This is a genomic window from Chryseobacterium salipaludis (genome assembly GCF_022968825.1).
Lineage (GTDB): Bacteria > Bacteroidota > Bacteroidia > Flavobacteriales > Weeksellaceae > Kaistella > Kaistella salipaludis.
Genome location: NZ_JALHKS010000005.1, coordinates 35517 through 60914, shown reverse-complemented (window position 1 = coordinate 60914; position 25398 = coordinate 35517). Strand labels below are relative to the sequence as shown.

At 44.8% G+C, this 25398-nt stretch carries 30 protein-coding genes; 22 read left to right on the top strand and 8 right to left on the bottom strand.

Going from position 1 to position 25398, the window contains the following annotated elements:
• The first annotated feature begins 4 nt into the window (after positions 1 to 4).
• Positions 5 to 643 carry a trimeric intracellular cation channel family protein gene (locus MVI27_RS09135; RefSeq protein ID WP_246961100.1) on the top strand — a complete coding sequence of 213 codons (639 nt, stop codon included), beginning with the start codon at positions 5 to 7 and terminating at the stop codon, positions 641 to 643.
• A 71-nt stretch (positions 644 to 714) separates the two neighbouring features.
• Here MVI27_RS09135 and MVI27_RS09130 read toward each other — a convergent pair whose 3' ends face one another.
• Both MVI27_RS09130 and MVI27_RS09125 read right to left on the bottom strand, forming a co-directional pair.
• Entirely contained in the window at positions 715 to 1281 is a 567-nt protein-coding gene (locus MVI27_RS09130) for a DUF2892 domain-containing protein (protein WP_246961097.1), read from the bottom strand.
• Positions 1282 to 1334: 53 nt separating this feature from the next.
• Complete coding sequence (locus MVI27_RS09125) at positions 1335 to 1829, bottom strand: dihydrofolate reductase (RefSeq protein ID WP_246961094.1); 495 nt, start codon at positions 1827 to 1829, stop codon at positions 1335 to 1337.
• A gap of 79 nt (positions 1830 to 1908) precedes the next feature.
• On the opposite strand from MVI27_RS09125, the gene MVI27_RS09120 reads away from it, so the two are divergent.
• The 3 genes from MVI27_RS09120 to MVI27_RS09110 are packed head-to-tail and all read left to right on the top strand — an operon-like array spanning position 1909 to position 3735.
• Complete coding sequence (locus tag MVI27_RS09120; protein ID WP_246961092.1) at positions 1909 to 2517, top strand: LemA family protein; 609 nt, start codon at positions 1909 to 1911, stop codon at positions 2515 to 2517.
• A complete protein-coding gene (locus MVI27_RS09115) occupies positions 2514 to 2945 on the top strand; it encodes a TPM domain-containing protein (RefSeq protein ID WP_246961419.1) in 432 nt (143 codons plus the stop codon). The genes MVI27_RS09120 and MVI27_RS09115 overlap by 4 nt, the downstream gene beginning before the upstream one ends.
• Positions 2926 to 3735 (top strand): TPM domain-containing protein, encoded by an 810-nt coding sequence (locus MVI27_RS09110; protein ID WP_246961090.1) that lies wholly within the window; start codon positions 2926 to 2928, stop codon positions 3733 to 3735. Before MVI27_RS09115 ends, MVI27_RS09110 begins: the two co-directional genes overlap by 20 nt.
• 8 nt (positions 3736 to 3743) lie before the next feature.
• Here the strand turns inward: MVI27_RS09110 and MVI27_RS09105 are convergent, their stop codons facing one another.
• On the bottom strand, positions 3744 to 4538 hold the full coding sequence (locus MVI27_RS09105; RefSeq protein WP_246961087.1) for a head GIN domain-containing protein: 795 nt from the start codon (positions 4536 to 4538) through the stop codon (positions 3744 to 3746).
• A gap of 55 nt (positions 4539 to 4593) precedes the next feature.
• Between MVI27_RS09105 and MVI27_RS09100 the strand changes: the two genes are divergently transcribed.
• The 12 genes from MVI27_RS09100 to MVI27_RS09045 all read left to right on the top strand — a co-directional run bounded on the left by MVI27_RS09100 (position 4594) and on the right by MVI27_RS09045 (position 13032).
• Positions 4594 to 6732, top strand: coding sequence for a M3 family metallopeptidase (locus tag MVI27_RS09100; protein WP_246961084.1), 2139 nt, complete (start codon positions 4594 to 4596; stop codon positions 6730 to 6732).
• A gap of 184 nt (positions 6733 to 6916) precedes the next feature.
• Positions 6917 to 7195: a CD225/dispanin family protein gene (locus MVI27_RS09095; RefSeq protein ID WP_246961081.1), complete on the top strand. Its 279-nt coding sequence runs from the start codon at positions 6917 to 6919 to the stop codon at positions 7193 to 7195.
• Complete coding sequence (locus MVI27_RS09090; RefSeq protein WP_246961078.1) at positions 7167 to 7565, top strand: DUF2752 domain-containing protein; 399 nt, start codon at positions 7167 to 7169, stop codon at positions 7563 to 7565. The genes MVI27_RS09095 and MVI27_RS09090 overlap by 29 nt, the downstream gene beginning before the upstream one ends.
• 8 nt (positions 7566 to 7573) lie before the next feature.
• Positions 7574 to 8077: a hypothetical protein gene (locus MVI27_RS09085; RefSeq protein WP_246961075.1), complete on the top strand. Its 504-nt coding sequence runs from the start codon at positions 7574 to 7576 to the stop codon at positions 8075 to 8077.
• 27 nt (positions 8078 to 8104) lie between these two features.
• Entirely contained in the window at positions 8105 to 8320 is a 216-nt protein-coding gene (locus MVI27_RS09080; protein ID WP_266213263.1) for an energy transducer TonB, read from the top strand.
• A gap of 143 nt (positions 8321 to 8463) precedes the next feature.
• Positions 8464 to 9669 (top strand): pyridoxal phosphate-dependent aminotransferase, encoded by a 1206-nt coding sequence (locus MVI27_RS09075; protein WP_246961070.1) that lies wholly within the window; start codon positions 8464 to 8466, stop codon positions 9667 to 9669.
• Between the two features lie 54 nt (positions 9670 to 9723).
• Entirely contained in the window at positions 9724 to 10740 is a 1017-nt protein-coding gene (murB, locus tag MVI27_RS09070) for a UDP-N-acetylmuramate dehydrogenase (RefSeq protein ID WP_246961067.1), read from the top strand.
• Positions 10741 to 10952: 212 nt separating this feature from the next.
• Positions 10953 to 11189, top strand: a complete 237-nt coding sequence (rpmB, locus tag MVI27_RS09065; protein WP_246961064.1) for a 50S ribosomal protein L28 — start codon at positions 10953 to 10955, stop codon at positions 11187 to 11189.
• A gap of 12 nt (positions 11190 to 11201) precedes the next feature.
• Positions 11202 to 11384, top strand: coding sequence for a 50S ribosomal protein L33 (gene rpmG, locus MVI27_RS09060; RefSeq protein WP_027384735.1), 183 nt, complete (start codon positions 11202 to 11204; stop codon positions 11382 to 11384).
• Between the two features lie 19 nt (positions 11385 to 11403).
• On the top strand, positions 11404 to 11559 hold the full coding sequence (locus MVI27_RS09055; RefSeq protein WP_246961061.1) for a DUF4295 family protein: 156 nt from the start codon (positions 11404 to 11406) through the stop codon (positions 11557 to 11559).
• Between the two features lie 114 nt (positions 11560 to 11673).
• Positions 11674 to 12630, top strand: coding sequence for a signal recognition particle-docking protein FtsY (ftsY, locus tag MVI27_RS09050; protein WP_246961058.1), 957 nt, complete (start codon positions 11674 to 11676; stop codon positions 12628 to 12630).
• Positions 12631 to 12777: 147 nt separating this feature from the next.
• Positions 12778 to 13032 carry a GlsB/YeaQ/YmgE family stress response membrane protein gene (locus tag MVI27_RS09045; RefSeq protein ID WP_246961055.1) on the top strand — a complete coding sequence of 85 codons (255 nt, stop codon included), beginning with the start codon at positions 12778 to 12780 and terminating at the stop codon, positions 13030 to 13032.
• Between the two features lie 62 nt (positions 13033 to 13094).
• Here the strand turns inward: MVI27_RS09045 and sppA are convergent, their stop codons facing one another.
• Positions 13095 to 14852, bottom strand: a complete 1758-nt coding sequence (sppA, locus tag MVI27_RS09040) for a signal peptide peptidase SppA (RefSeq protein ID WP_246961053.1) — start codon at positions 14850 to 14852, stop codon at positions 13095 to 13097.
• A 23-nt stretch (positions 14853 to 14875) separates the two neighbouring features.
• On the opposite strand from sppA, the gene folK reads away from it, so the two are divergent.
• The 4 genes from folK to fmt all read left to right on the top strand — a co-directional run bounded on the left by folK (position 14876) and on the right by fmt (position 19785).
• Positions 14876 to 15292, top strand: a complete 417-nt coding sequence (gene folK, locus MVI27_RS09035) for a 2-amino-4-hydroxy-6-hydroxymethyldihydropteridine diphosphokinase (protein ID WP_246961051.1) — start codon at positions 14876 to 14878, stop codon at positions 15290 to 15292.
• Between the two features lie 103 nt (positions 15293 to 15395).
• Complete coding sequence (locus MVI27_RS09030) at positions 15396 to 16805, top strand: OmpA family protein (RefSeq protein ID WP_246961047.1); 1410 nt, start codon at positions 15396 to 15398, stop codon at positions 16803 to 16805.
• Between the two features lie 29 nt (positions 16806 to 16834).
• Positions 16835 to 18814, top strand: coding sequence for a RecQ family ATP-dependent DNA helicase (locus tag MVI27_RS09025; RefSeq protein ID WP_246961043.1), 1980 nt, complete (start codon positions 16835 to 16837; stop codon positions 18812 to 18814).
• A gap of 20 nt (positions 18815 to 18834) precedes the next feature.
• Positions 18835 to 19785, top strand: a complete 951-nt coding sequence (fmt, locus tag MVI27_RS09020) for a methionyl-tRNA formyltransferase (protein WP_246961040.1) — start codon at positions 18835 to 18837, stop codon at positions 19783 to 19785.
• Positions 19786 to 19862: 77 nt separating this feature from the next.
• On the opposite strand, the gene tsf is transcribed toward fmt, so the two are convergent.
• Complete coding sequence (gene tsf / locus MVI27_RS09015; protein ID WP_246961037.1) at positions 19863 to 20687, bottom strand: translation elongation factor Ts; 825 nt, start codon at positions 20685 to 20687, stop codon at positions 19863 to 19865.
• Positions 20688 to 20826: 139 nt separating this feature from the next.
• Here tsf and MVI27_RS09010 point away from each other — a divergent pair, with 139 nt between their 5' ends.
• Positions 20827 to 21405 (top strand): DUF6759 domain-containing protein, encoded by a 579-nt coding sequence (locus MVI27_RS09010; protein ID WP_246961035.1) that lies wholly within the window; start codon positions 20827 to 20829, stop codon positions 21403 to 21405.
• Here the strand turns inward: MVI27_RS09010 and MVI27_RS09005 are convergent, their stop codons facing one another.
• Genes MVI27_RS09005 through MVI27_RS08995 form a run of 3 tightly spaced genes read right to left on the bottom strand, consistent with a single transcriptional unit; the run spans position 21406 to position 24193 of the window.
• Entirely contained in the window at positions 21406 to 22110 is a 705-nt protein-coding gene (locus MVI27_RS09005) for a tRNA1(Val) (adenine(37)-N6)-methyltransferase (RefSeq protein WP_246961032.1), read from the bottom strand. It lies immediately after the preceding gene.
• A 12-nt stretch (positions 22111 to 22122) separates the two neighbouring features.
• Entirely contained in the window at positions 22123 to 23568 is a 1446-nt protein-coding gene (locus MVI27_RS09000) for a sensor histidine kinase (protein ID WP_246961030.1), read from the bottom strand.
• Between the two features lie 28 nt (positions 23569 to 23596).
• Entirely contained in the window at positions 23597 to 24193 is a 597-nt protein-coding gene (locus MVI27_RS08995) for a riboflavin synthase (RefSeq protein WP_246961027.1), read from the bottom strand.
• Positions 24194 to 24301: 108 nt separating this feature from the next.
• Between MVI27_RS08995 and pdxA the strand changes: the two genes are divergently transcribed.
• Positions 24302 to 25393, top strand: a complete 1092-nt coding sequence (pdxA, locus tag MVI27_RS08990; protein WP_246961024.1) for a 4-hydroxythreonine-4-phosphate dehydrogenase PdxA — start codon at positions 24302 to 24304, stop codon at positions 25391 to 25393.
• Positions 25394 to 25398: the final 5 nt, after the last annotated feature.

Here is a 25398-nt window from a genome sequence, read left to right as displayed (position 1 = left end):
TGCTATGCACGTACACGAGAATTTTAACCTTGCGATCGAAATCCTGGGAACGATTGCTTTCGCCATGTCGGGAAGTTTTGCCGCCATGCAGAAGCGGCTGGATCCTTTCGGGGTTTTAATTATAGCCTTTGTTACTGCCGTTGGCGGCGGAACGGTACGGGATGTCCTGCTGGATGTTCCGGTCTTCTGGATGCGCGACCTGGTGATTTGTACGGTTATTTTTATGACAACGCTCGTGGCGATGATCTTCAAGTCTGTGGAAAAAAAGTTTAAGGTTACCTTATTTCTGTTCGACAGTTTCGGGCTCGGCCTGTTCACTATTGTCGGTGTGCAAAAAGGACTGAATGCTGATCTGCATCCCTTGATTTGTATTACACTGGGTACCATCACCGGTTGTTTTGGCGGGATCAGCCGCGATATTCTGCTTAACCGGATTCCGCTTATTTTCCGGCAGGAGATTTATGCAACTGCCTGTATCCTGGGCGGTGGGCTATTTTTAACTTTGGTTAAATATTCTGCTTTGTCCTACGCGTTGATACAAATTTCCACCATTCTGCTGATAGTAATAATCCGGACCCTGGCGGTGAAATATCAGTGGCAGATTCCAAAGTTCTACGGAACAGATAACAGTTCAGAGGCTTAAGTTTACATATAAATACATAAAAATCCTGTCTGGTTCTGCCGGACAGGATTTTGAATTTTATTAAAGATATTTTATCTGAATTTGCCGCGTTGGCGCATGTGCGGATTGTGCATATGCTTTTGCATGCTCGGCATTTTCAACTGATCTTTCAGCATTTTGATCTGGTCGGTCATCATTCCGGCACTGTCCAGGCGCTTGGCTTCTTCAAGTAATTTTGCGGCTTCCTGTCTTTTGCCTTTTTGCACAGCGCCTGCTGCGATATTCAGAGTAGCCATGGCACGGTCATGTTTCATATTCAGACCAAAATCCAGTGCTTTGCGCATGTAGGGTTCTACTTTGGCCGGCTGGTCCTGCGCCAGTGTCAGTCCCTGCAGGTAATGGAAGTAGCCGTATTGTGATTTATGCAACTGGCTTTCATAGTTCGTGATTTTGCTCAGCCAATGCGCTGCTTTCACCATATTTTGTTTTCTGAGGAACCAGAAGGCCAGCAGGATATATTCATTTTTAAAGAAAAGGAGAATAGGTAAAGCCGAAACAAATACCAGCACAATGCCCCAGCCAATATTGCGGTTCATCATCAGGTAGACAGCAGCCGCTAAAATAAGAGCGGTAATTATAAATTTCAGGTATTTATTCATGTTGAAATTTTAGAGGTGCAAAGATAAGAATTTGTACAGGAAAGCGCAGCGCGTTATTTTGCTTCACGCCGCACGTAGGTCTGAAAACAGAAGTCATAAGCATGGCGCTCATCTTTTTGCTCGCAGTGTTCTTCCGTCATTTCCCAGACTTTCGGGTCTATTTTAGGGAAATAGGTATCTGCTTCCATCGTGGTATCCACGCGGGTTACCTCCAGCTTATCGGTAATGTCAAGTGTTTGTTCGTAAATATGCCCGCCACCGATAATGAATACTTCCGGATCTATCTTCTTCGCAAATTTCACTGCTTCTTTCAGGCTGCCTACAATCAGAATTCCCTCCTCGAACCAGTTTTCGCGGCGACTCACCACAATATTGGTGCGGTTGGGCAGCGGTTTTCCGATGCTTTCGTAAGTTTTGCGACCCATAATAACAGGATGTCCGGAAGTAATATTTTTAAAGTGTGCCAAATCTTTCGGCAGATGCCACAGCATTTGATTGCCGGCGCCTATTTCGTTGTTGCGGCCCAGGGCCACCACAGCAGTGATCATTTTGTTTAAGTTTCCACAAATTTAGCACATATATTGTATATTTGGGTAGCTATTAAACGATAAAAAAATAAATAAAACGATGAGAAACAGAGGTTGTATGAGCGCAGGATCGATAGGGATTGCGCTGGTAGTAATTGCAGTAATACTTTTTTTCTGGGGAAAGAACGGATATAGTAATTTCGTAGGAAAAGAGCAGACCGTTAATACCAAATGGTCCAACGTGGAAACGGTCTATCAAAAGCGCGCAAACCTGATTCCGAATCTGGAACGTACAGTGAAGTCCTATGCCAAGTTTGAACAGGAAACCTTAACCAAAGTAGTGGAGGCGCGTTCCAAAGCGACTTCTATTACACTGGATCCAACCAATATGACCGAAGAAGATATGGCCAAATTCCAGGCCGCACAGGGACAGCTTACCGGAGCGCTGAGCAGGCTGATGGCCGTCGTGGAACAATATCCTAATCTGAAAGCGGACCAGCAGTACCTGAATTTCCAGCGGGAATACACAGCGATTGAAAACAGCATTCGCAGCGAAACGGTGTATTATAACGAAGCGGCGCAGGATTATAATACAACCATTAAAACCTTCCCGAACAATATTCTGGCAAACTTCACCAACTTTAAAGAAAAACCATACTTCAAGGCAGCCGCCGGCGCAGAAAATGCACCTGAAGTATTCACGGAATAATGAAACCTTACCTGACCGATTCACAGCTGGCACAGCTGGTAGAAACCATTCGGACGGCAGAAGATTATTCTACCGGCGAAATCCGGATTCATATTGATTCCCACACGGAAGGAAATAATGCGGAAATTGCTTTTGAGGTTTTTACTAAACTGTGCCGGCACCAAACGGCCGAATTGAATGCCGTGCTGTTTCATATTAATTTTGAACAGCAGTACCTCACCATTATTGGTGATGAAGGTATTCATGCTAAAGTACAACAACAGTTCTGGGACCGGCTGCATGATCAAACGACGCGTTACTTTGCGGAAGGCCGCTATTTCGAGGGGCTGCAAAAAGCAGTGCTGGAAACCGGCCTGGAACTGAAAAGACATTTCCCTATTACCGGGGACAATCCCAATGAGTTACCGAATGAGATTACTTTCTCGTAATTTTTTATTTACCTGTATACTGCTGTTTCTGAGCTGCGGCTTCTTCCTGGCTCAGCGTGTACCGCCTAAACCCAAATTGCTGTATCCGGTGACGGATGAATCGGGCATTTTGACTGCTTCAGAAAAAAAAGCGCTGGATGATAAACTGATTGCGTTCTCGGATTCTACGTCCACGGAAATTGCCGTTATCATTATTCCCACCACGAAAGGAGAGGACGTGAATTTCCTCGCAACCATGTACGGCGAAGAATGGGGAATTGGCCAGAAAGAAACAGATAATGGTGTAGTCTTCCTCATCGCCACTAATGACCATACCATGTCCATCCAGCAGGGACGCGCTGTGGAACAGTATCTGACCGCTTCTGTGGCAGGCCAGATTCTGGATTACATTGTAACACCGCAGTTCCGGCAGGGGAACTGGTACGCCGGCATCAATGGCGGAACTTCTGCCATCATGGAGGCAGTACAAGGAAAATTTAAACCTATTGTTAAAGACAAAAGGCCGGAAGACGGGCTGAGCACTTTCCAACTGCTGATTATTGCCGTTTTTGTCTTGCTGATTCTGCGCTTCTTATTCGGTAACCACGGCGGTGGAGGCGGCGGCAGGGGAGACGATGTGATCCTTTCGCGGCGGGGCCGTACCATGTATCCGGGCGGCTTCTTCCCGTTCCCCGGCAGTTTTGGCGGCGGCGGTTTTGGCCGCGGTGGTGGCAGTTTCGGCGGTGGCGGCTTTGGTGGCTTCGGCGGTGGCGGCAGTTTCGGTGGCGGTGGCGCTTCCGGCGGCTGGTAAAGTATTATTTATTTTATTGAAATACTGCCTCCGCTGCTTTCCTTAACATCGGCTTTGGTTAAAGCTCCGTTCTTATTAACATGAATATCGCCACCTGAACTGGCCCTCGCAGAAACTCGATTTGAAACCGTAAGGCTGATATCACCGGCACTGGAAGCACTTAAGTCAGCAGATTTTGCGAAGACCTTCCCGGCATTAATGCTGCCCGAAGAAGAAGCTTTCATCTTCGCGCTGCCTGTCTTTCCCGTTAAGGTGACAGCACCGGCCGAAGAGGCAGCTGCCTCCAGATTCAATGCCCAGATCTGGCCCTGATAACTGCCTGAGCTGGAAGTACGGACAGAAAGCTGATTGGCTTCGAAATCTCCGAAGATCTGCCCTGAACTGGAAGCTGAAATATCAGTGCGTTCTTGGGTGAATTTATCTTTCACGCGGATCCTGCCCGAGGAACTTGCCTCGACGGTGGAGAGATTCTTTGTATAGACTTTAGCACTCACATTATGGGCCGAGATATTCAGGCCGGGACGAAAACGGATCTGCACCGAATTGCCGGATTTTTCTGCCAACACATCATCGATGATATCTGCCGGTGCCGAAATTATGATTTTATTTTCATCGGATTTAAAGACTTCTGCATCAATTCCCTGAGAAACGCGCAGGCCGCTGAAATTCATGGTGTACTCGCGCGTGGTCAGCGGGCCGGTGGCAGTTTTGGTCACCAGGTTGGACAGCAAAGACATATCGGTCTTAATGTTGCAGGAAAACAGAAGAAGCACAGCTGTGCCCAGAAGCAGCGTATTTTTCATGGTCGTTATTTTTAGTTAAATGTAGTATCTTTACTTTAATTAAAACAACTGACGAATGAGAAATATTGCTTCTGTATTTTTAATTTCAAGTCTGGCGCTCACCACCGCCTGTACCACTATGAAAAAATCCAATCATCCGGTTGAGGTAGCCGTTCCTGCCTCCATGGCCAATAACCCGTTCCTGCAGAAGAGTGCACTGCAGTACCAGGCGCCACAGTTCGACAAAATTAAGGATTCGCATTACAAGCCCGCCTTCGATTATGGCATGAAAGTGCAACTGGCTGAAATTGAGTATATCGCAAATAACCCGGAGGCACCTACTTTTGAAAATACCATTCTCGCTTTGGAAAACAGCGGCGAAGTGCTGAAACGTGCGCAAAGCGTTTTTTATAATTTAACAAGTTCCAATACGAACCCAACGCTGCAGAGCCTGGAGGTCACGTATGCTCCGATCTTTTCGGGCCTGAGCGATAAAATATATCTGAACGAAAAGCTATACAACCGTATCAAAGCGATCTCTCCGCTCAATCTGGGCGATGAAGAGAAAAGGCTGATTGAAGTCTATAAAACCAACTTTGAAATTGCGGGTGCCGATTTGCCGCAGGCGAAAAAGGAACAGCTGAAAAAGATCAACGAAGAACTGGCTACACTTTCCACGCAGTTCTCTAATAAATTACTGGATGCGCGCAAGCACGGCGCGGTCGTATTTGATAATGCCCGTGAGCTCGATGGCTTAAGCCCTGATGCACTCGCAGCCGCTGCGGCAGATGCCAAAGAAGCCGGGATGACGGGGAAATATCTGATTGCGCTGCAAAATACAACGCAGCAGCCGGTTTTGCAAAGCCTGAAAAACCGTTCCTCACGCGAGAAAATTTTTAAGGCTTCCTGGTACCGTGCCGAGAAAGGCAATGAAGATGATACCCGCGCCATCCTGGAAAAGCAGGCAAGACTGCGTATGGAAAAGGCGCATTTGCTGGGCAAAAAATCCTTTGCTGAGTGGAAGCTGCAGGACCAGATGGCACAAACTCCGGAACACGCGATGGACCTGCTGGCAAAACTGGCCAAACCGGCGGTAGAAGCTGCCAAGCGCGAGCGGGATGAAATCCAGGCACTGATTGATAAGCAGAAAGGCGGATTTACAGTGGAGCCGTGGGACTGGAACTTTTATGCAGAGCAGGTACGCAAAGCGAAATATGACCTGGATGAGAACGAAATCAAACCGTATTTTGAGGTAGAAACCGTTTTGGAAAAAGGTGTTTTTTATGCTGCTGAAAAATTCTACGGAATTACTTTTAAGAAGCGTACCGACTTACCGGTATACCATCCGGATGTAGTAACCTATGAAGTGTTTGACCGCGACGGCAGCTCGTTGGCGCTGTATTATCTGGACTTCTTTACCCGCAATAATAAAAACGGTGGCGCCTGGATGAACAACTTAGTGGATCAGAGTTACCAGCGGAATCAGAAACCGGTGATTGTGAATGTATTCAATTATCAGAAGCCGGCCGCCGGAAAACCTTCGCTGATTTCTTACGATGATGTGGAGACGATGTTCCACGAGTTCGGGCACACATTGCACGGTTTATTTGCGGACCAGAAATATGCCTCTATCTCCGGTACCAGCGTACCACGTGATTTTGTGGAATTCCCGTCGCAGATCAACGAGTTCTTCGCGCTGGAACCTGAGGTATTGAAGAATTACGCGCTGCATTATCAGACTAAAAAACCAATGCCGGCCGCGCTGGTGGCAAAGATTAAAAAAGCTGCTGCCTTCAACCAGGGATATTCTACCACGGAGCTGGTGTCCGCCGCTACGATTGACATGAACTGGCATTCTGTGACAGACGCTTCGCAATTCCGCCCGACGCTCGAATTTGAAAAGGCTGCGCTCGCGAAATATGGCTTTAACCTGAAAGAAGTTCCGCCAAGATATCATTCGCCGTACTTTGCTCATATCTGGGGTGGCGGCTATTCCGCAGGATATTATGCCTATATGTGGAGCGACATGCTGAACGCGGACGCCTGGGACTGGATTACCAAAAACGGCGGAATGACACGCGCCAACGGTGACCGCTTCCGCAAATACATTTTATCTGTCGGAAACTCCAAAGACCTGAACCAAGCCTTCAAGGATTTCACCGGTCACGACCCGGATCTTAAACCGCTGTTGAAAAACAAAGGCTTTATTAAATAAATAATTTTACAAATTGAGAATCCGCTGCCCACGCAACGGATTTTTAATTTTTAAAGTTCTGCGTTTTTTTACCGTAAATAAATAATATCTTAGCCTAAACTAATTCTGATTTAAAAAATTTTAAACTTTTACTTTAATTTAATGAGGAAACCATCTCATCAAACTTATTTATTACTATAAAACTATGGAGAATTTAAGCAATCAAACCCCGCCGAAAAGCTGGCTGGTAGAATCTATTCTGGCAACCTTATTTTGCTGCCTGCCTTTTGGCATTGTCGGTATCGTGAACGCTTCAAAAGTGGAAGCACGCTTTTACGCCGGTGATCTTGCCGGGGCGCAGCGGTATTCCGAGGAAGCGAAAAAATGGACGCTGATCAGTGTAGTATTGGCACTTGTCGGACTTGGTGCTTATTTTATTCTTGTGTTTATTGCCGGTGTATCACTTTTTAGTTCGCAATATTAAATACCTGAAAGCAGGTCTGCTGGTGATCTTTCTGGGTGGATTGGCCTTGATTTATAAAATCTACAATCCACTGGAAAGTCACTGGTTTCCGAAGTGCCCTTTTCTTTCCCTCACAGGACTGCAGTGCCCGGGTTGCGGTTCTCAGCGCGCCCTTCATCATTTGCTGAACTTTCATCTCGCTGAAGCCGCCAGAGAAAATCTTTTACTCGTTTTGTCAGTACCATACATGGTGACGGGCCTTATTTTTAATCTAGTTAAAAGTACAGATCCTGCCTTTTTGCAATGGAGAAAACGGCTGTTTGGACCGCGGGCGATTATGGTGGTACTGGTGGTGATTTTAGCTTTTTGGGTGATTAGAAATAGTAAATGAAATTTCACATGAACAAGCTCTTTATTCTTGCTCTTCTCTTCACCGCATACTTCCCTTTTGCGCAGAAAGTACTTCCTTATTATCCCAATGGGCAGGACGCCTACCAAGGCGGTGCAACTGCCATGTTTGGGGAGATGCAGCAATATTTCGTCAGCAACAACCTGAAGCCTTGTGCCAAGCAGGAAATGTATTGGGTACACCTGAAAATAGATGAAACCGGAAAACCGGCGCTGGTCCGGAGGAAAAATGATGCTGTGACGGTGGAGAAAAACAGATGTGCCTATGAACTGGCTGTTCGCTCATTGGGAACTTTGCGCAAGTGGCAGCCTGCCGAAGTAAACGGTAAAAAAGTAACCGCCCATTTTGATTTTCCGTTTCATCCCGCCCATTTCTTTGATTCCTACACCCAGGGATATGATATTACAATGACCATTAACCGTCCTGCATTGCCCGGAGGTATCAATGCCTTTCGAAAAGAGTTTCACAAATATGTGGGCAGGTATCTCGATTAGAACAGCTACCATCCGGAAGGTGTTTTCATCCTGACTTTTGACGTAGGAGCTACTGGTAAAATGGAAAACTTTGATATTGAACCTAAAATAGCCAACAGTGACCGATTGCTGGCAGATATTGTAACCGCCGTCAAGAAAATGAAAAAAACCTGGACACCGGCAAAGTTGAACGGAGTGCCGGTTAAGTACACCTTTAGATTGCCGATCAATTTCAGCACCGAGCATTACACAGAAGATTTATAATACGGGCAGGACCCCTTCTGCAATTAGGTCGCAGTGGCGCAGTTTGCGGTCTTTTGTTCTGCTTCCAGCTGACGATCAGTCTGTCGGTCCGGCTCTGTTTTTCTTGTGAAAAAATCTGTATTTTTGTCAAAAATTAAAACAGCATGCCAACGATTTCGCAACGCGCTCACAATATGCCTGCCTCACCGGTTAGAAAACTGGTTCCATATGCTTTGCAGGCCAAGCAAAAAGGGATTAAAGTATATCACCTGAATATCGGCCAGCCCGATATTGAAACGCCGCAATCAGCGCTGGATGCTGTGAAGAATAATGACCTCAGCATTTTCGAGTATTCACTGTCTGAAGGAAATCTGGAATACCGCACGGCACTGCAGCAGTACTACCATACTTTAGGTTTCACAGACCTGACCACTGATAATTTCATCGTAACCAACGGTGGTTCGGAAGCTTTGAACTTTGCTATTTCCACCTTGTGTGATGATGGAGATGAAATTATTATTCCGGAACCCTACTATGCAAACTATAATGGTTTTGCAAACAGTTTTAATGTAAACGTGGTTTCCGTGCCGTCCAGCATTGATACAGGTTTTGCCCTGCCGCCCATGGCTGAGCTGGAAGCGAAAATTACCGATAAAACCAAAGCAATCCTGATTTGCAACCCGGGCAATCCAACCGGTTATCTGTACACCCGCGAAGAGTTGCAGCAGTTGGCAGAGATTGCACTGAAGCACGATATTGTCATCATTTCAGATGAAGTGTACCGCGAATATGTGTATGATGGCAAACAACAGATTTCCATGCTCGAGTTTCCTGAACTGGAAAACCACTGTATTATTATCGATTCCGAATCTAAGCGCTATTCCATGTGTGGGGTGCGGATTGGCTTTATGGTAACCCGTTCCAAAGCAATTCATGATGCAGCCATGCTGTTTGCGCAGGCGCGTTTAAGCCCTGTCTTGCTGGGGCAGATTGCCGCAGCTGCAGCCCACGTGAATGATGCAGATTATATCCTCAAGGTTCGCGCGGAATATACCTCACGCCGAAACCTGCTCGTGGATTTGTTAAATGGCATTCCGGGTGTAATCTGTCCGAAGCCAAAGGGAGCCTTTTACTGCGCCGTAGAACTACCGGTGGATGATTCCGACAAGTTTGCCCAATGGTTACTGGAAAGCTATTGCCATAACAACGAAACCGTAATGGTTGCGCCCATGAGCGGTTTTTACAGTGATCCTGAACTTGGCAAAAAGCAGGTGCGTATTGCGTACGTCCTGAAAGAAGAAGACCTGCGCCGCAGTGTGGAATTGCTGAACGATGCGATCCAAAAGTACCGCGCTGAATTCCAACTCTGATTATAAAGTATAATAAACAGGCGGGCTGCGGCCCGCTTTTTCATTTAAAGCTCGATGGAGATACACGAAAACTTCTCTTTACAATCCTACAATACCTTTGGTGTTCCCGCACATGCACGCTATTTTTCGGAAGTGCGAAATACACAAGAATTACGTTCCGTGATGCAACAGTTCGGGACCGAAATACCGCGTCTTTTTCTGGGTGGCGGCAGCAATGTGCTGCTTACGTCCGATTTTCCTGGTCTTGTTATTCAACTGAATCTGAAAGGAATAAATAAAGAAGTTGTTTCAGAGAATCACGTTTTGGTCACAGCACAAGCCGGGGAAAATTGGCATGCTTTCGTGCAGTATTGTCTGTCGCAGGAATATGGCGGACTCGAAAATCTGTCGCTGATTCCGGGAAATGTCGGGACATCACCTATGCAGAATATCGGTGCCTACGGCGTTGAAATTAAAGATACTTTCGAGTCGTGCGAAGTTCTGAATCTCGAAACCCTGGAAACCGAAATTTTCACTGCACAACAATGTGATTTCGGCTACCGTGAATCATACTTTAAAAAAGAAGGAAAAAATGAATATGTCATTCTTTCAGTGACGTTCAGGTTAACCACCCAGCACCATACCATGAAAACATCGTATGGTGCCATTCAGGAAGAACTGAAGAAAAAAGGAATTGAAAATCCCAGCATCCGCCAGGTTTCCGAGGCGGTTATTGCCATTCGTCAAACTAAATTACCGGATCCGGCGGTAACAGGAAACGCCGGCAGCTTTTTTAAAAACCCGGTGATTTCGCAGGAAGCATTTATTAAAATTAAAGAAAAATATCCGCACATTCCATCCTATCCGGCGGGGGAACACGTGAAAGTACCGGCCGGTTGGCTCATTGAAACTGCGGGCTGGAAAGGCAGGCAAATAGGTAATGTGGCCTCACATGCGCAGCAGGCTTTAGTTCTCATTAATAAAACGGGCCAGGCGACTGGTCAGGAAATATTTGATTTTTCCGCCGAATTAATTCGTGATGTTCAGCAAAAGTTCGGAATTACGCTGGAGCGTGAGGTGAATATTATTTAATATTTATAAAAAGCACAGAAACGGGATTGAGCAAGATATAAAACGAAGGGGGTGAAGTTGTGGCAATTGCCATAATCGCAGCAGGTTCGGGAAATGAAGTGGCAAAAGCGCTGATTTTCTTTAAAATAATACGCCGCGGTACTTGTCTAAATAAAAATTTCTTCGTTATTTTGCACTCTCAAATATTTAGTAGCTAAAAAGAACATCGAGATATGTCAAGAATTTGCCAAATAACAGGAAAGCGTGCTATGGTTGGAAACAGCGTTTCTCACGCTAACAACAAAACGAAGCGTCGTTTTGAAATCAACCTACTGGAGAAGAAGTTTTACCTGCCTGAGCAGGAAAAATCTGTGACGCTGAAAGTTTCGGCACACGGACTGAGAATCATTAACAAAATCGGAATCGAGGAAGCATTGGAAAATGCAACCAGAAACGGTTTCATTAAATAAGCTTAAGAAGTCATGGCAAAAAAAGGAAATAGAGTACAGGTTATTTTGGAATGCACCGAGCACAAAGAAAGTGGCGTTGCAGGAATGTCCAGATACATTACTACTAAAAATAAAAAGAACACTACTGAAAGACTGGAACTGAAAAAGTTTAACCCGGTTCTGAAAAAGTACACTGTTCACAAAGAAATTAAGTAATTTTTTAAGTATATAAAAAATGGCAAAAAAAGTAGTAGCAACACTTCAGGGTGGGGCAGGTTCAAAAAAAATGACCAAAGTAGTGAAAATGGTACGTTCTGCTAAGACAGGTGCTTACGTTTTCGACGAAAAAGTAATGAGCGCTGACGAAGTTGACGCTTACCTGAAAAAATAATCGCAACCACTGCGATGATATAAGAAAAGACTATCCACAAGGGTAGTTTTTTTGTTTTATCTTTGTTTGCCGCTGCTGGCGGCTTTTTATTTACTTTTAATTTATACACACGGAATGAGCTGGTTTAAAAAAGTTTTCGGCCGGGAAGAAAAGGAAAGCCTGGATAAAGGACTGGAGAAATCCAGTCAGGGATTCTTTGAAAAGATTTCAAAAGCAGTGGTGGGGAAATCCCGCGTGGACGATGAAGTGCTGGATGACCTGGAGGAAGTGCTGATTGCTTCCGATGTCGGTGCAGAAACCACTATTAAAATCATCAAGCGCATTGAAGACCGTGTCGCCCGCGATAAGTTCGTGGGGACCGATGAGCTGAATACCATCTTGCGTGAGGAAATCAGTGGCATGCTGCTCGAAAATCCGCTGGCAGCGACCGGCAATATTGACGAATCCAAGAAGCCATACGTCATTATGGTTGTCGGTGTAAACGGAGTCGGGAAAACCACCACCATCGGTAAGCTGGCACATCAGTTTAAAACCGATGGCAAAAAAGTCGTTTTGGGTGCGGCCGATACCTTCCGTGCAGCGGCAGTGGATCAGCTTGTCATTTGGAGTGAGCGTGTAGGCGTACCGATTGTCAAGCAGGGTATGGGCAGTGATCCGGCCTCGGTAGCTTTTGATACGGTGCAAAGCGCGGTGGCCAGTCAGGCCGATGTTGTTATTATCGACACTGCGGGAAGGCTGCATAATAAAGTTAATCTGATGAACGAGCTGACCAAAATCAAACGTGTGATGCAAAAAGTAATTCCGGATGCACCACATGAAATCCTGCTCGTGCTGGATGGTTCCACGGGACAAAATGCTTTTGAGCAGGCGAAACAATTTACCGCAGCCACAGAAGTCAATGCACTGGCGGTAACCAAACTGGACGGCACGGCGAAAGGCGGTGTGGTCATTGGAATTTCCGATCAGTTTCAGATACCGGTTAAGTATATCGGCGTAGGTGAGAAGATGACCGATCTCCAGCTGTTTAACGGAAGCGAATTTGTAGATTCCTTTTTTAAACAAAGATCCTGATAAATAAAAGACTGATATTCATAGCGATATCAGTCTTTTTTTTGCCTTGTTGCCATATCCGGCAAACTGCGCGTTTTTCGTTTTGGTCCTATGTTTGATATTTAGTGTTTACAAATCACAAAATATTAATTATTAAATTTTAAAACTATGGGAATTTTAACGTGGATCATTTTTGGTCTGATCGCAGGTGCAATTGCAAAATTTATTATGCCGGGTAACCAATCAATGGGGTGGCTCATGACTATTATCTTGGGAATCGTGGGGGCGTTCGTCGGCGGATTCATCGGCAGTCTGATTGGCTGGGGAACTGTGGAAGAATTTGATATTAAGAGTATGTTCCTGGCAGTGCTGGGTGCCATTGTAGTTCTTTGGCTCTTCGGAATGTCGCAACGTCGCGCATAATCATACACAAATGAAATTAAAAAAAATCCCGCTCAGGTCAAACTGTGCGGGATTTCTGTTTCTTATCTGGTTTTAATTTCGAATGGCATCTGCATCATCACGCCCTCCTGGAAACGTGGCTGCGTGATTTGCTCCATCAGTCGGTAATTCTCCGCACCGAGACGACTTTTCAGCAGTCGGGTCGTAATCTGGTTTTCATCCATATCCTTAAAGAACTGATCAAATGGATTTACTTTTTTAGGGTAAGTGGTGAGGCCATATCCGTCTTTAAGTTTCGCCTTTTTTGCAGCAAAGGCAATAGCGTCATGCAGGCTGCCCAATTCATCCACCAGGCCTAATTCCTTCGCTCTGGTACCGCTCCATACACGGCCACCGCCGATTTCATCGATCGCTTCGAAAGATTTCTTTCTGTTCTGCGTAACAAAGTGTACGAAACGCTTGTAGGTGTTCTCCACACTTCTGGTCATAATGGCTACGCCGCCCGCAGAAACACCATTTACCGGTGAATACATGTTGGAGTTGGCATTCGTATTCACAGCTTCCGAATGAATCCCGTTTCTGTTGGCTAAATCTTTAAAATAAGGAATCATGCCGAACACGCCGATAGATCCGGTTAATGTATTAGGCTCAGAATAAATCCGGTCTGCTCCCATGGCGATATAGTATCCGCCTGAGGCCGCGTAATCCCCAAATGAAACCACCAGCGGTTTTTTCTTTTTTAATTCCTGCAGTTCAAACAGGATTTCGTCCGAGGCATTGGCACTTCCACCCGGCGAGTTAATACGCAGAACCACTGCTTTAATCTTTTCGTCTTTTGCCAGTTTGCGAATATCTTTCACAAAATTCTCAGCATAAATTTCGTCGTATCCTTCACCACCATAAATGGCGCCGGAAGCATAAAGTACACCGATCTCACCATCACCTTTTTTATCGTCCGCAAAGGTGCGGATGTATTTGCTGAATGAAACCTGAGCTAATTTGTCTTTTTCTTTAAGTTGTAATTTATTTTTAATAAAATCTTCATATTCTCCTTTCTGCGCCAGTTGGTCGGTGAGTTTGTATTTCAGGCATAACTCCGGGATAGCTCCGTACAGACTGTCGGTTATCATTTTAAACTGTTCTGCAGATAACTTGCGGGAAGCAGCCATTTTTGTGGCCTGTGTATTCCATACATCATTTAACAATGTGGAAAGCTGTTCACGGTTTTCTTCCGACATGTCGTTTCTCATATACGGTTCCACCGCGGATTTATATTTTCCGTGCCGGATGATTTCCAGGCCGATTCCATATTTATCTGCAAATTCTTTCAGGTACATTACTTCCATACTCAGACCCTTGAGATCGATGGCACCTGCCGGGTGCAGGAAATAACGGTCTGCCACAGAGCCCAGGTAATATGCCGGCTGAGAAACGGTGTTACCATATGCATACACAAATTTTCCGCTTTTCTTAAAGTCTTCCAGTGCACGGCGAAGCGCGTCCAACTGGGTAAGACCAGCCTGCATTCCATCGGTCTCCAGGCTGATGCCTTTAATTTTATCATCTTTCGCGGCGCGGTTCACCGCCTCCACCATATCATAGATCATCACATTCTTACTGTTGCTTTGTAAGGAGAAAATACCCTCATTGTCTTCAGCCGGACTGTCGATAATATTGGTTTTAAAATCGAGCGTCAGCACGGTTTGATCTTTTAGGTTGGGTTTCGAGGGGTTACTGAATGCACTGGCGGCTATCATCATGATTAAGGAAATGCCGAACAGGGCCGCAATGATAATGATCGCGACAATATTGGCAAATACCATTTTGAAAAAACTCTTCATAATTCTTTTTCTAATTTTGCAATATGTCGCAGCATACCCTCACTTTGTTACTCGGAAGTAATCTTGGAAACCCATCTCAAAACATTACTGAAGCTTTAGAACATCTGGAAACGCGTCTGGGCGCGGTTTTGCAGCGTTCTGAAATGCTGAAAACAGCCCCTGTAGAATTTGCGAGTAGTAATTTTTTTTGTAATATTGCAGTTCAGTTAAAAACTTGCTATTCTCCGTTAAAAGTTCTTAATATTATTAAAGATATTGAACGTGAGATGGGCAGAGCAACAGACACATCAATTTCAAAAATCTATACTGACCGGATTATTGACATCGATGTGGTTTTTTTTGACCGTTTGAAGTATATAAGCCGTTCTTTGTGCCTGCCACATGAGAAGCATGCCTCCCAGCGTGAGTTTTCTCAGGTATTGCTAAAACAGATGAAATGAGATGTGTGTTGGCATAAGTTTTGGTAATGGATGTTAAAATTTATAAAACTGTAACATTTTATAAATTACCCATTAAAATAATAACTCAACAAAAAATAAAATTATGAAATTAAATTTAGCAGCTATTGCATTCTCGTTGTTGTTACCTGGTGCAGTTTTGGCTCAGGATACTGTAGCAGTATCTTCAAATGCCTATTCTTCAGGATCCGAAAACATTTCGGCTTTTACGCAGGATTCAAAACGTTTTAACGATTGGGCTATCTCTGCCGGTGCTGGAGTACCTATTGTTCACGGTGCAGAATTAAATTCTTTGAAAGAATTTGGAGCGGGTAAGAATCTTTTTGGATGGTCCGCATATCTTAGTGTAGATAAAGCGATTTCACACGCTTTCGGTCTTAAGTTACAGTATGACAAAGGGGAAACACGGCAAGGTTTTGTAAACACAAAAGATCACGAAGCTTCTCCGAACGGGGATGGCGGTCGTACACAGTACGATGCACTGTCTTTGCTGGGAGACGTGAATTTTTCGAACCTGCTTCGAAGAGTTGATAATCATTCTGCTTACAGATGGGCTCTGCATGGCTATGCAGGTATCGGAACTTTAGCTTATAAAGCATATCGTCAGAATGCTGGACCGGCTTATAATCAGCAGTTGGTTAGAGAAGTAAAACCGTTTAAGCTCGGAAGTCTTTTTGGCCAGGCTGGTGCGGGGCTAAAATTCCGTGCGACACAAGCTTTAGACCTTGAAACAAGATTGATGTATATCGTTACTGGTGACGAAGGTTTTGATGGTGCGCGCACTGCTAGCGGACAATCATCAGACAATATGTTTAACTTTACTCTAGGAGCTACCCTTAATTTAGGTAAGCATCAATCACATTTGTTCTGGCATGATCCACTACAGGAAATTTACTATAAATTAGATGTTTTATCAGAACAGAATCGTGATGTTGAAGTTTGCAAGAGTGGTGATGCAGATAATGACGGAGTTTGCGACGATTGGGATCGTCAGCTGGATACGCCGGCAGGTGCAAGAGTTGACGGAGCGGGAGTTGCGCTTGATGTGGACATGGATGGTGTAATTGACCTCTACGACAAATGTGTAACAGTACCAGGACCAGTGGAAAATAACGGTTGCCCGTATGGTGCAACAGTCTCTGATAATACCAGAGCGCTGGAAGGAATTGAATTTGATTTAAATTCAGATCGCATTTTGCCTTCAAATACACCAATCTTGAATGACGCAGTTAATTACATCAATTCTTCTGAAGGAAGATATAACGTAGTAGGTGCCACAGACACTCGCGGTACTGCTGCATACAACCAGAACCTCTCTGAAAGAAGAGCTAGCAATGTGAAAAATTATCTTATTCAGAACGGTGTTAGCAGTGGAAAGCTCGATGCGGTGGGAAGAGGGAAAACAGACCTGAAATATCCGGAATGTGATCCTGCTACAAAATGCCCGGAATGGAAAAACCGCGCAAACCGTAGAGTATATTTCGAAGCAAAATAATCTTGCAGAATTTATAAAATTGAAAAGCCATGCATTCGCTGCGTGGCTTTTCTGTTGTTTTACGCCAGATCTTTATTTACTTTTACGAGGTGATATCAGCCGAACAGTTTACCGCATTAAAAAAGCAGACCCTGAAACATTTTTGGGGGCACGATACTTTTCGCGAACTGCAGGAGGAAATCATAGATACAGTCATAAGCGGCCGGGATGCACTGGCCCTGCTGCCTACCGGTGGCGGAAAATCACTTTGTTACCAGTTGCCTGCGCTGTTGCTCGAAGGAACCTGTATCATCATATCGCCGCTGCTGGCCCTGATGAAAGATCAGGTCATCCAGATGCGCAGGCAAGGTGTGGAAGCAGAATATCTCTCCGCGGAACTGGAAGATTTTATGGCAGAAGAAATTTTCTCCCGTTGCAAGGAAGGCCTCACCAAACTTTTATATGTATCGCCGGAGCGTTTAACGAATCGCCTATTTCTGGACCATTTGCCTGAAATTACCGTCTCGATGATCGCGGTGGACGAAGCACATTGCATCTCAGAATGGGGACAGGACTTCCGACCGAGCTATCAGCATATTCGCGCGTTTCGCGAAGGATTGGGAAATATCCCCTGTCTCGCGCTCACGGCAACCGCCACACCCAAAGTGCTGGAAGAAATTAAAGCAAAACTCGGCCTGCGAAATGCGCAGACTTTTCAGCAAAGTTTTCAGCGTTCCAACATCCGGATCATCAGCAATAAAACCGGAGATAAATACGAGCAGGTACTTAAAATACTGCGTTACACGCAATCCTCAGGCATTATTTACGTTCGGACCCGAAAAGAAACAGAGCAACTCACCGAATTCCTGAACAGGAACCAGCTCAGTCATGTGGATTATTTCCACGCCGGCATTCCGGCTTTTGAAAAGAACCGAAAGCAGAAGCAATGGCTTAGCAGCAACCAGCACGTGCTGGTTGCAACCAATGCGTTCGGGATGGGGATCAACAAGGATAACGTGCGGTTCATTATTCATTTTTCTCCTGCTGGTTCTCTTGAAAATTATTATCAGGAAATCGGCAGGGCAGGGCGTGATGGTGCGGAATCCTACGCCTTCTTGCTGTGGAATGAGCAGGAACTTAAAAACTTTGACCAGATTCTGGCCAATCAGATTCCTTCCAAAAAAGAATACACCGCTATTGTGTCTTATTTGTATTCCTCTTTTCAGGTGGCTGAACATGATTTGCCGGAAGAGTTATTTCAGCTTCAGATTCAGCGGATCCAGAAATTTACGAAATGCTCATTAGCAAAAATCCGGAACGTCCTGAATTTTCTGCACCATCAGGAATTGATCCATTACGATGCGCAGCAGGCATTGTCTTCTTTAGAACTAAAAATAAAAACCGGGGAAATAGATTTACTGCACAGGAAAGATGCGTATCTGGTGGAACTTCTGTTGCGTTCCTTATCCGGTTTATCTTCCGGCCGCCGTGTTTTGTTCAGCGAGAAAAAACTCAGTGAAAAGCTGGAAGCTGATGTACTGCTGGTTCGCGAGCGGCTCCGGGAATTGCAGGCAAAAGGTTATCTGGAGTATATTGATGGTGCTTTGTCGCGCATCAGGTTTTTAAAACACCGCGAAGACCGCGCCCTGAATGGAAAATACTGGCATTTGTTTGAGCAGATCCAAAAAAATAAAATCCGCAAATGGGAAGAAATGAAATTCTTTGTGGAAAATGAGGATTATTGCAAAATGCGCATGATTCTCACCTATTTCGGAGAAAAAAATGCCGGCGACTGTGGAACGTGCTCCGTTTGCGAACAGCAGAAAGACACACTCATTGGCAAAGATGTTTCCGCAGAAATTCTTCAGGTCTTAAAAACAGCACCGGCTGATATTGAGGAACTCAGCATCAAACTCAGCTATTTTGCTAAAGAAAATATTCTGGAAAACCTGATTTATCTGCTCGATAGTGGTAAAATTAAAATGCTCAACTTCCGGACGTATTGCTATAATCACGACGCATCCCTTTAACTTAAAATCTAAAACAAAATATGAAGTCTTTGAAAGTTGTTTTTTTTGGTACACCCGAATTTGCAAAAGTAATCCTGCAGCATATTCACGAATCCCATCATGAGGTGGTAGGCGTGGTCACTGTGGCGGACAAAGCCAGCGGGCGCGGTCAGAAAATACAACAGTCAGCGGTGAAACAATACGCCGACAGCCAGAATTTAAAAACGCTTCAACCTGAAAAACTGCGTGACGAACATTTTCTGGAAGAAGTCCGCAGCTTGCAGGCAGACATTTTTGTGGTGGTGGCTTTCCGGATGATGCCCAAGGTTCTGTTTGAAATGCCACCGCTGGGCACTTTTAACCTGCACGCTTCTTTGCTGCCGGATTACCGTGGTGCCGCGCCGATCAATTATGCCATTATTAATGGTGAAAAAGAAACAGGCGTGACCACTTTTTTTATTAATGAAAAGATTGATGAAGGAAATATTCTGTTGCAGAAGAAAACGGCCATCGGTCAACATGAAACAGCCGGAGAGCTACATGATAAGCTGATGCTAAATGGTGCCGAACTTGTCCTGGAAACATTGAATGGCCTTGCTGCCGGCACGATTGAAGAAAAGCCTCAACCCAAAACGGAACAGCCGAAAACAGCATATAAAATATTCAAAGATGATACGCGGATTAACTGGAATCAGCCGGCGGACCAGGTCCATAATTTCATCCGCGGGATGTCGCCTTATCCTGCAGCGTTCACCTATGTTACATTAAGTGATGAAAAGAAATTCCTGAAAATATACAGCGGTACATTTGAGGTGGTACATCATGACAAACAGCCGGGCAGTTTTGATATCAGCAAGAACAGTTTTATTTTTTACACCGCAGATGGAACGTACACACCAACGGAAGTTCAGCTGGAAGGAAAGAAGCGCGTCGCCGTGAAAGATTTCCTAAATGGGTTCCAAAACTTCGAAAATATTCGCACCGCAGAATAAATTTTATATTTAAATATAAAGACAAAAAAATCTCCCTTCGAGCAGAAAGGAGATTTTCTTATTAAGAATGAGATTTCTTAGGTCAGGCTTACGCGAACGAAACCAAGAACTTTCAGGTCACTGTTGATAAACTTCACATAATCAGCTACAGACATGTTGCTGTCTTTGATGAAAGCCTGGTGTACCAATGTATTGTCTTTGTAGAAACGCTGCATTTTTCCTTTCAGGATATTGTCGATGATATTCGCAGGCTTTCCTTCTTTTGTCAGAAGTTCACGCTCAATATCCAATTCTTTGTCGATGGTTTCCTGAGAAACAGAAGTTTCATCCAGGGCCAGTGGGTTCATCGCCGCCACCTGCATGGAAACTGCTTTTGCAGCATCAGCAGCACCGTCTACATTTGCAGAAAGGGAAGTGATCGCCGCAATCTTGTTACCCGCATGGATATAAGAACCAAGGAACGGACCTTCAATTCTTTCGAAAGAACCGATCTCAATTTTTTCACCGATTACGCCGGTTTGCTCAATCAGCTTATCGCTTACAGTTACACCGTGGAAATCAGAGGCCAGAAGCTCTTCTTTGGTCGCATACGCCAAAGCCTGCTCTGCCAACTGATGTGCCAGCTCTACGAAGTTATCGTTTTTTGCTACGAAGTCAGTTTCGCAGTTCAGCGCGATGATCACCCCTTGCGTGTTATCTGCATTTACTTTTGCGATTACTGCTCCTTCAGTAGATTCACGGTCTGCGCGGTTCGCTGCTACTTTCTGGCCTTTCTTACGCAGGTTCTCAATAGCTTTATCGAAATCTCCTTCAGCTTCTACCAAAGCTTTTTTGCAGTCCATCATCCCTGCACCTGTAATGTTTCTTAATTTCGCTACATCTGCAGCAACCGGTGTATACATATCTCTATTTTTTTTGTATTAAATTTGACTTGTTAAGCTCATTTTTAAGCCCTGCAAAGATAATAAATTCTGAATAAACTAAAAAGCAGATTTAACCGTTATCCTTTCAGGTAATCTCAGCTAAAATGCTCCGGTTTTTATGAAAAAACTTCTCTCTTTTATATTTGTTTTTATTTTTCTCAGCGTCTGGTCGCAGTCCAAATACACCGTGGCACAGGTAGAGAAAAGCAATGACCCGCAAGTCATTGCCAACTTTGTGAAATTCAATCCGAACCACCCGCGAACGCCTGCCTTTAAGCAAAAACTGATTGCCATTGTGGTTAATGATAAACCCGCCGCCCAGCAGGCAAAAGTGGCCAAGCCGTCCGTAACGCCGGTCAGCACCAAAAAGTTACAGAATGAAGTGCGCCGCGATGTGGCTAAAAACGGCACAAACGCGAAACATAAAAAAACGGAAGAACTGCTGAACCATCTTTTTAGTAATGATGCCGGCAGCCGCCAGGCGTATGTGCAGATTGTGAACAAGTCTGCCTGCAACCTGATTGTGAAAATTAGTGGTAAAAGGTTTTACAACCTGGATGTGCCTGCCAAAAATCAGAACTTCATTCTTGTGGATAAAGGTTCCTATACGGTGACCACCTCGGTTTGCGATGCCAAATACAGTTCAGTGAAAAATATCGGAAAGGATATTGTGATTACACTCAACCAGCCGAAATAGTTATTTCTTTTTGAAGATGTGAAAGTCTTTGGTCAGCTCAAGGTATTCCCGGCTGTATTCCCGCGGATTATTTTCCAGCACAAGTTCTTCTTCAATCAGCTGAACATTGGTATTTTTAGTGTATTCCAAAACTACCCGTTTGGGTGGGCTGCCTCTGCGTCCGGAAATCATTACTTGTCTTGATTTAGAAAACTGATGCTGTTTGCTTATGTCAGTAAATGTCTTTTCGCTGTCCGCCGGAATAATGACACTGAGCTTTCCCGAGGAGGCGAGCACTTTCGAACTAGTTTCGATTAAATCAGAGAAAGTAAGCAGCAGTTGTTGCCGCGCCCATAAATCTTTGCCGGAGTCATTTACCTCAAAATACGGCGGATTGCAGACGATGTGATCTACTGTAAATTTTGTCTCAAAAGTTTTGAAATCTGCAACAGTCGCAGTCAGTCGGTTACTCCAGGGCGAAGCTTTAAAGTTACCGGCGGCTAACCCGGCAGCGAGTGGGTTAATATCGATCGCTGCGAAAGTGGCCTCAGGATAGCGCTGGGCAAGCATGAGTGTAATGATACCGGAACCGATGCCCACTTCCAAAACGGAGGCAGCTGTTTCTTCAATTTGCGCCAGTGCGCCTAGCAGAACGCCATCGGTTCCTACCCGAAATACTTCAGGATGCTGCTGAACAGAAAATTGCTGGAAATGAAATGGTTTCAAAAGAACGGCTGATTACTGATGCGCCACCAACTCCGGCTGCGGCTGTTTTACATTGCTGGGCAGGGAAATCGTGAAGCAAGTACCTTTGCCTTGTTCAGATTTCAAGGTGATTTCTCCTTTGTAATCTTCCACCATTTTGCGGACCATGGTCAGGCCGATGCCCATTCCGCCGGATTTCGACGTGAAATTCGGTTCGAAGATGCGGCCCATCATCTCCGGATCAATGCCGTTGCCTTTATCTTCCACGCTGATGATAATTCGCTTTTGGCGCTGTTCCACATCCACATTAATTATGTTTTCGCGCTCGTCGGATGTAGCCTGCTGCGCATTGGAAACGAGATTGGTAATGATGCGCATCAGGTAGGTTTTATCCATATTCACCATTATTTCAATCTTATTGCTGTGGAAATAAATTTTTTCGCCGCTGTAGATTCTTAAGATGTTTTGTATTTCTTTATTAATGTCGAAAAGTTCGTTATTCTTCTCCGGTAGTTGGGCAAATTGTGAGAAAGCATTCGCAACGGTAGCAATCAGGTCGATCTGATCCACCATTACTTTGCAGAGCCTTTTTACTTTATCCGTAGCCTGAGGATCTTCCGGATCGAATTTACGCTCAAAATTCTGGATGGTCAGTTTCATCGGCGTGAGTGGATTTTTAACCTCATGCGCCACCTGCTTGGCCATTTCGCGCCAGGCTTCTTCTTTTTCTTTAAAACTAAGGCGTTCTTTCTGCTCATGAATCTGCAGAATCATCCGGTTGTAGGCTTTCACGAGTTGATTAAGCTCATCATTCTGGTAATACCGGATCGGCTGCGGATCTTCGTCCAGTAGCGTAACCCGGTTGATCTGGTCAGAGAATTTCCGCACCGTACGCGTTAAGTGCCTTGAAATGATCCAACTCAGCAGAATCCCAATACCCAAGACCACTGCATTCACAATGAGTATGAAATTAAAATATCTTTTAAAGACGCTGTTGTAGGAAGAATCATTATGATAATACGGAAAATACACAATGCCGATCGGTTCCAGCATGTTGTTTTTCAGTACGATATAAGAGGAAGTTACATTTGCGTCGATACTTTTATCATACGACTGAATATCCACCCGCTCATTACTGCGAAGTGTACGATTAATGAGATCCCGTGAAAGTTTTTTCTGCGGAATTAAATTGTAATCTTTGTTTGAAATCAGAAAATCGCCCTTCAGATCATAAATAATAATATCCTGATTATTAATATCGGCAATCTCAAAAATAGAATTTGATAAGATACTGACCAGGTTATCAGTCTGCACCTGGGTGTGGCTCACGGCATAGTCCAGAGACGACATCAGTGACTCGGAGCGTTTCTGCAAATCGGTGCGGCTCAGCACATCAGCATTGTTCTGCAGAATCCAGTACGACAGAAAAGAGGAACCGCCGATGCTCAGGATGCAAATCAACAGAAATGCCCAGAACATCTTTTTCCTCAAACTAAAACCTTTATACTTAGATAGGGGCATTTTTATTCATTAGTTTATAAACGTACTTCCCGATGATATCAAACTCGAGATTCACGCGGTCGCCCGGCAACAGATTTCTCAGGTTCGTCAGTTCCCATGTGTAAGGAATGATCGCCACGGAGAAACGGTTTTCGGTACTGTCAGCAACGGTGAGGCTTACGCCGTTAACGGTGATGGAACCTTGTGGTACGGTGGTAAACTCAGCTTCTGATGAATACGAAAAGGTAATATAAAAACTACCGTCTTTGTCTTCTATGCTCACTACTTTGCCGGTCCGGTCCACATGTCCCTGCACCAGGTGCCCGTCTAACCTGCCATCAAACTTCAAACAGCGTTCCAAATTTACTTCTGTTCCGATTTTCCAGTCGCCAAGCTGTGTCTTTTCCAGCGTTTCATGAATGGCGGTCACCTTATACTGTTCATTATCAGTTTCCACCACCGTCAGACAGCAGCCGTTATGCGCCAAACTTTGATCAATTGTTAATTCATGCGTAAATGGGCAGGAGAGATAAAAATCTATATTCTGGCCATTTTTCTGGATATCGGTTACAATGCCGGTAGCTTCAATGATTCCTGTAAACATAATTATTGTAAATTGCTGGAGTTAAATAATGCCTGTTCCGTTATTAGTTCGGGTAACCCACCAAATTTGCTAAATTTGTACGGTTAAATAATTTCCAAATATAAGAAAATGAGTACTACACCGCCTAAGATACGCGTCGGAATCTCTATCGGCGATTACAATGGGATCGGACCCGAAATCATCATTAAAACCCTGGCGGATAAAACGATTACTGATTTTTTTACGCCGGTTATTTTTGGTTCGGGAAAACTCTTTACCTACCAGAAAAATATCTTTAAGGTACAGCAGACGTATCAATATATTAATGAAGCATCTCAGGCGCATCCGGACAAAATCAATATGGTGAACCTGACGAAGGAAAATGTGAATGTAGAGTTAGGCAAACCGACGGAAGAATCTACCCGCATGGCCATTGATTCTCTGGAAGCAGCAACCACTGCTTTGATGAACGGTGAAGTGGATGTGCTGGTAACAGCTCCTATTAATAAGGAGGAAATGCTGAAGCTTGGTTTTGAACATGCCGGCCATACCGGCTACCTGGAACAAAAGTTCGGCAAAAAAGGCCTGATGTTTCTGGTAACCGATGAATTGAAAGTAGCCGTTTCCACGCATCATATCCCAATTTCTGCCGTCGCGGAAAATATATCGAAAGAGAAAATTAAAAAACAGATTCGACTGCTGAATCAGTGTCTGGTGGAAGACTTCTGTGTTGAGCGGCCGAAAATCGCCGTATTGGGATTAAATCCACACGCCGGCGACGGCGGTGCGATCGGCAAGGAAGAGATTGAAATCATCAGTCCGGCTATCAGAGAATTGATAGATAATGGAATTCTGGCGTTCGGGCCTTATCCGGCAGACAGCTTCTTCCAGCCCGAAAAATACTGCAAGTTCGACGCGGTTCTGGCGATGTATCATGACCAGGGGCTGGCACCTTTTAAAACCATTGCTTACGAGGAGGGAGTGAACTATACCGCCGGATTACCTTTTATACGTACAAGCCCGGATCACGGAGTGGCGTATGATATTGCCGGTCAGAATATAGCGGATCCGCGCAGTTTCAGCGAAGCTGTTTTTGCGGCAATTAAAATATTCCGAAACCGAAGTGAGTACGCAGATCTGATGAATGGGCGGCTGCGTCCGCGGAAATCGAGAGACCACCACGGTACCGATGAAGATTTGCCGGCAGAAAAGAACAGATAAGTGTG

Coding starts and splice junctions, on each gene's coding strand:
- MVI27_RS09025 (WP_246961043.1), top strand. CDS start 16,835: ATGCATTCGCTGCGTGGCTTTTCTGTTGTTTTACGCCAGATCTTTATT.
- MVI27_RS08995 (WP_246961027.1), bottom strand. CDS start 24,193: ATGTTTACAGGAATCATTGAAGCTACCGGCATTGTAACCGATATCCAG.
- MVI27_RS09045 (WP_246961055.1), top strand. CDS start 12,778: ATGGGAATTTTAACGTGGATCATTTTTGGTCTGATCGCAGGTGCAATT.
- MVI27_RS09010 (WP_246961035.1), top strand. CDS start 20,827: ATGAAAAAACTTCTCTCTTTTATATTTGTTTTTATTTTTCTCAGCGTC.
- folK (WP_246961051.1), top strand. CDS start 14,876: ATGTCGCAGCATACCCTCACTTTGTTACTCGGAAGTAATCTTGGAAAC.
- tsf (WP_246961037.1), bottom strand. CDS start 20,687: ATGTATACACCGGTTGCTGCAGATGTAGCGAAATTAAGAAACATTACA.
- MVI27_RS09120 (WP_246961092.1), top strand. CDS start 1,909: ATGAGAAACAGAGGTTGTATGAGCGCAGGATCGATAGGGATTGCGCTG.
- MVI27_RS09105 (WP_246961087.1), bottom strand. CDS start 4,538: ATGAAAAATACGCTGCTTCTGGGCACAGCTGTGCTTCTTCTGTTTTCC.
- MVI27_RS09055 (WP_246961061.1), top strand. CDS start 11,404: ATGGCAAAAAAAGTAGTAGCAACACTTCAGGGTGGGGCAGGTTCAAAA.
- MVI27_RS09100 (WP_246961084.1), top strand. CDS start 4,594: ATGAGAAATATTGCTTCTGTATTTTTAATTTCAAGTCTGGCGCTCACC.
- MVI27_RS09130 (WP_246961097.1), bottom strand. CDS start 1,281: ATGAATAAATACCTGAAATTTATAATTACCGCTCTTATTTTAGCGGCT.
- fmt (WP_246961040.1), top strand. CDS start 18,835: ATGAAGTCTTTGAAAGTTGTTTTTTTTGGTACACCCGAATTTGCAAAA.
- rpmB (WP_246961064.1), top strand. CDS start 10,953: ATGTCAAGAATTTGCCAAATAACAGGAAAGCGTGCTATGGTTGGAAAC.
- MVI27_RS09110 (WP_246961090.1), top strand. CDS start 2,926: ATGAGATTACTTTCTCGTAATTTTTTATTTACCTGTATACTGCTGTTT.
- pdxA (WP_246961024.1), top strand. CDS start 24,302: ATGAGTACTACACCGCCTAAGATACGCGTCGGAATCTCTATCGGCGAT.
- MVI27_RS09000 (WP_246961030.1), bottom strand. CDS start 23,568: ATGTTCTGGGCATTTCTGTTGATTTGCATCCTGAGCATCGGCGGTTCC.
- murB (WP_246961067.1), top strand. CDS start 9,724: ATGGAGATACACGAAAACTTCTCTTTACAATCCTACAATACCTTTGGT.
- MVI27_RS09030 (WP_246961047.1), top strand. CDS start 15,396: ATGAAATTAAATTTAGCAGCTATTGCATTCTCGTTGTTGTTACCTGGT.
- MVI27_RS09095 (WP_246961081.1), top strand. CDS start 6,917: ATGGAGAATTTAAGCAATCAAACCCCGCCGAAAAGCTGGCTGGTAGAA.
- MVI27_RS09075 (WP_246961070.1), top strand. CDS start 8,464: ATGCCAACGATTTCGCAACGCGCTCACAATATGCCTGCCTCACCGGTT.
- rpmG (WP_027384735.1), top strand. CDS start 11,202: ATGGCAAAAAAAGGAAATAGAGTACAGGTTATTTTGGAATGCACCGAG.
- ftsY (WP_246961058.1), top strand. CDS start 11,674: ATGAGCTGGTTTAAAAAAGTTTTCGGCCGGGAAGAAAAGGAAAGCCTG.
- MVI27_RS09125 (WP_246961094.1), bottom strand. CDS start 1,829: ATGATCACTGCTGTGGTGGCCCTGGGCCGCAACAACGAAATAGGCGCC.
- sppA (WP_246961053.1), bottom strand. CDS start 14,852: ATGAAGAGTTTTTTCAAAATGGTATTTGCCAATATTGTCGCGATCATT.
- MVI27_RS09135 (WP_246961100.1), top strand. CDS start 5: ATGCACGTACACGAGAATTTTAACCTTGCGATCGAAATCCTGGGAACG.
- MVI27_RS09085 (WP_246961075.1), top strand. CDS start 7,574: ATGAACAAGCTCTTTATTCTTGCTCTTCTCTTCACCGCATACTTCCCT.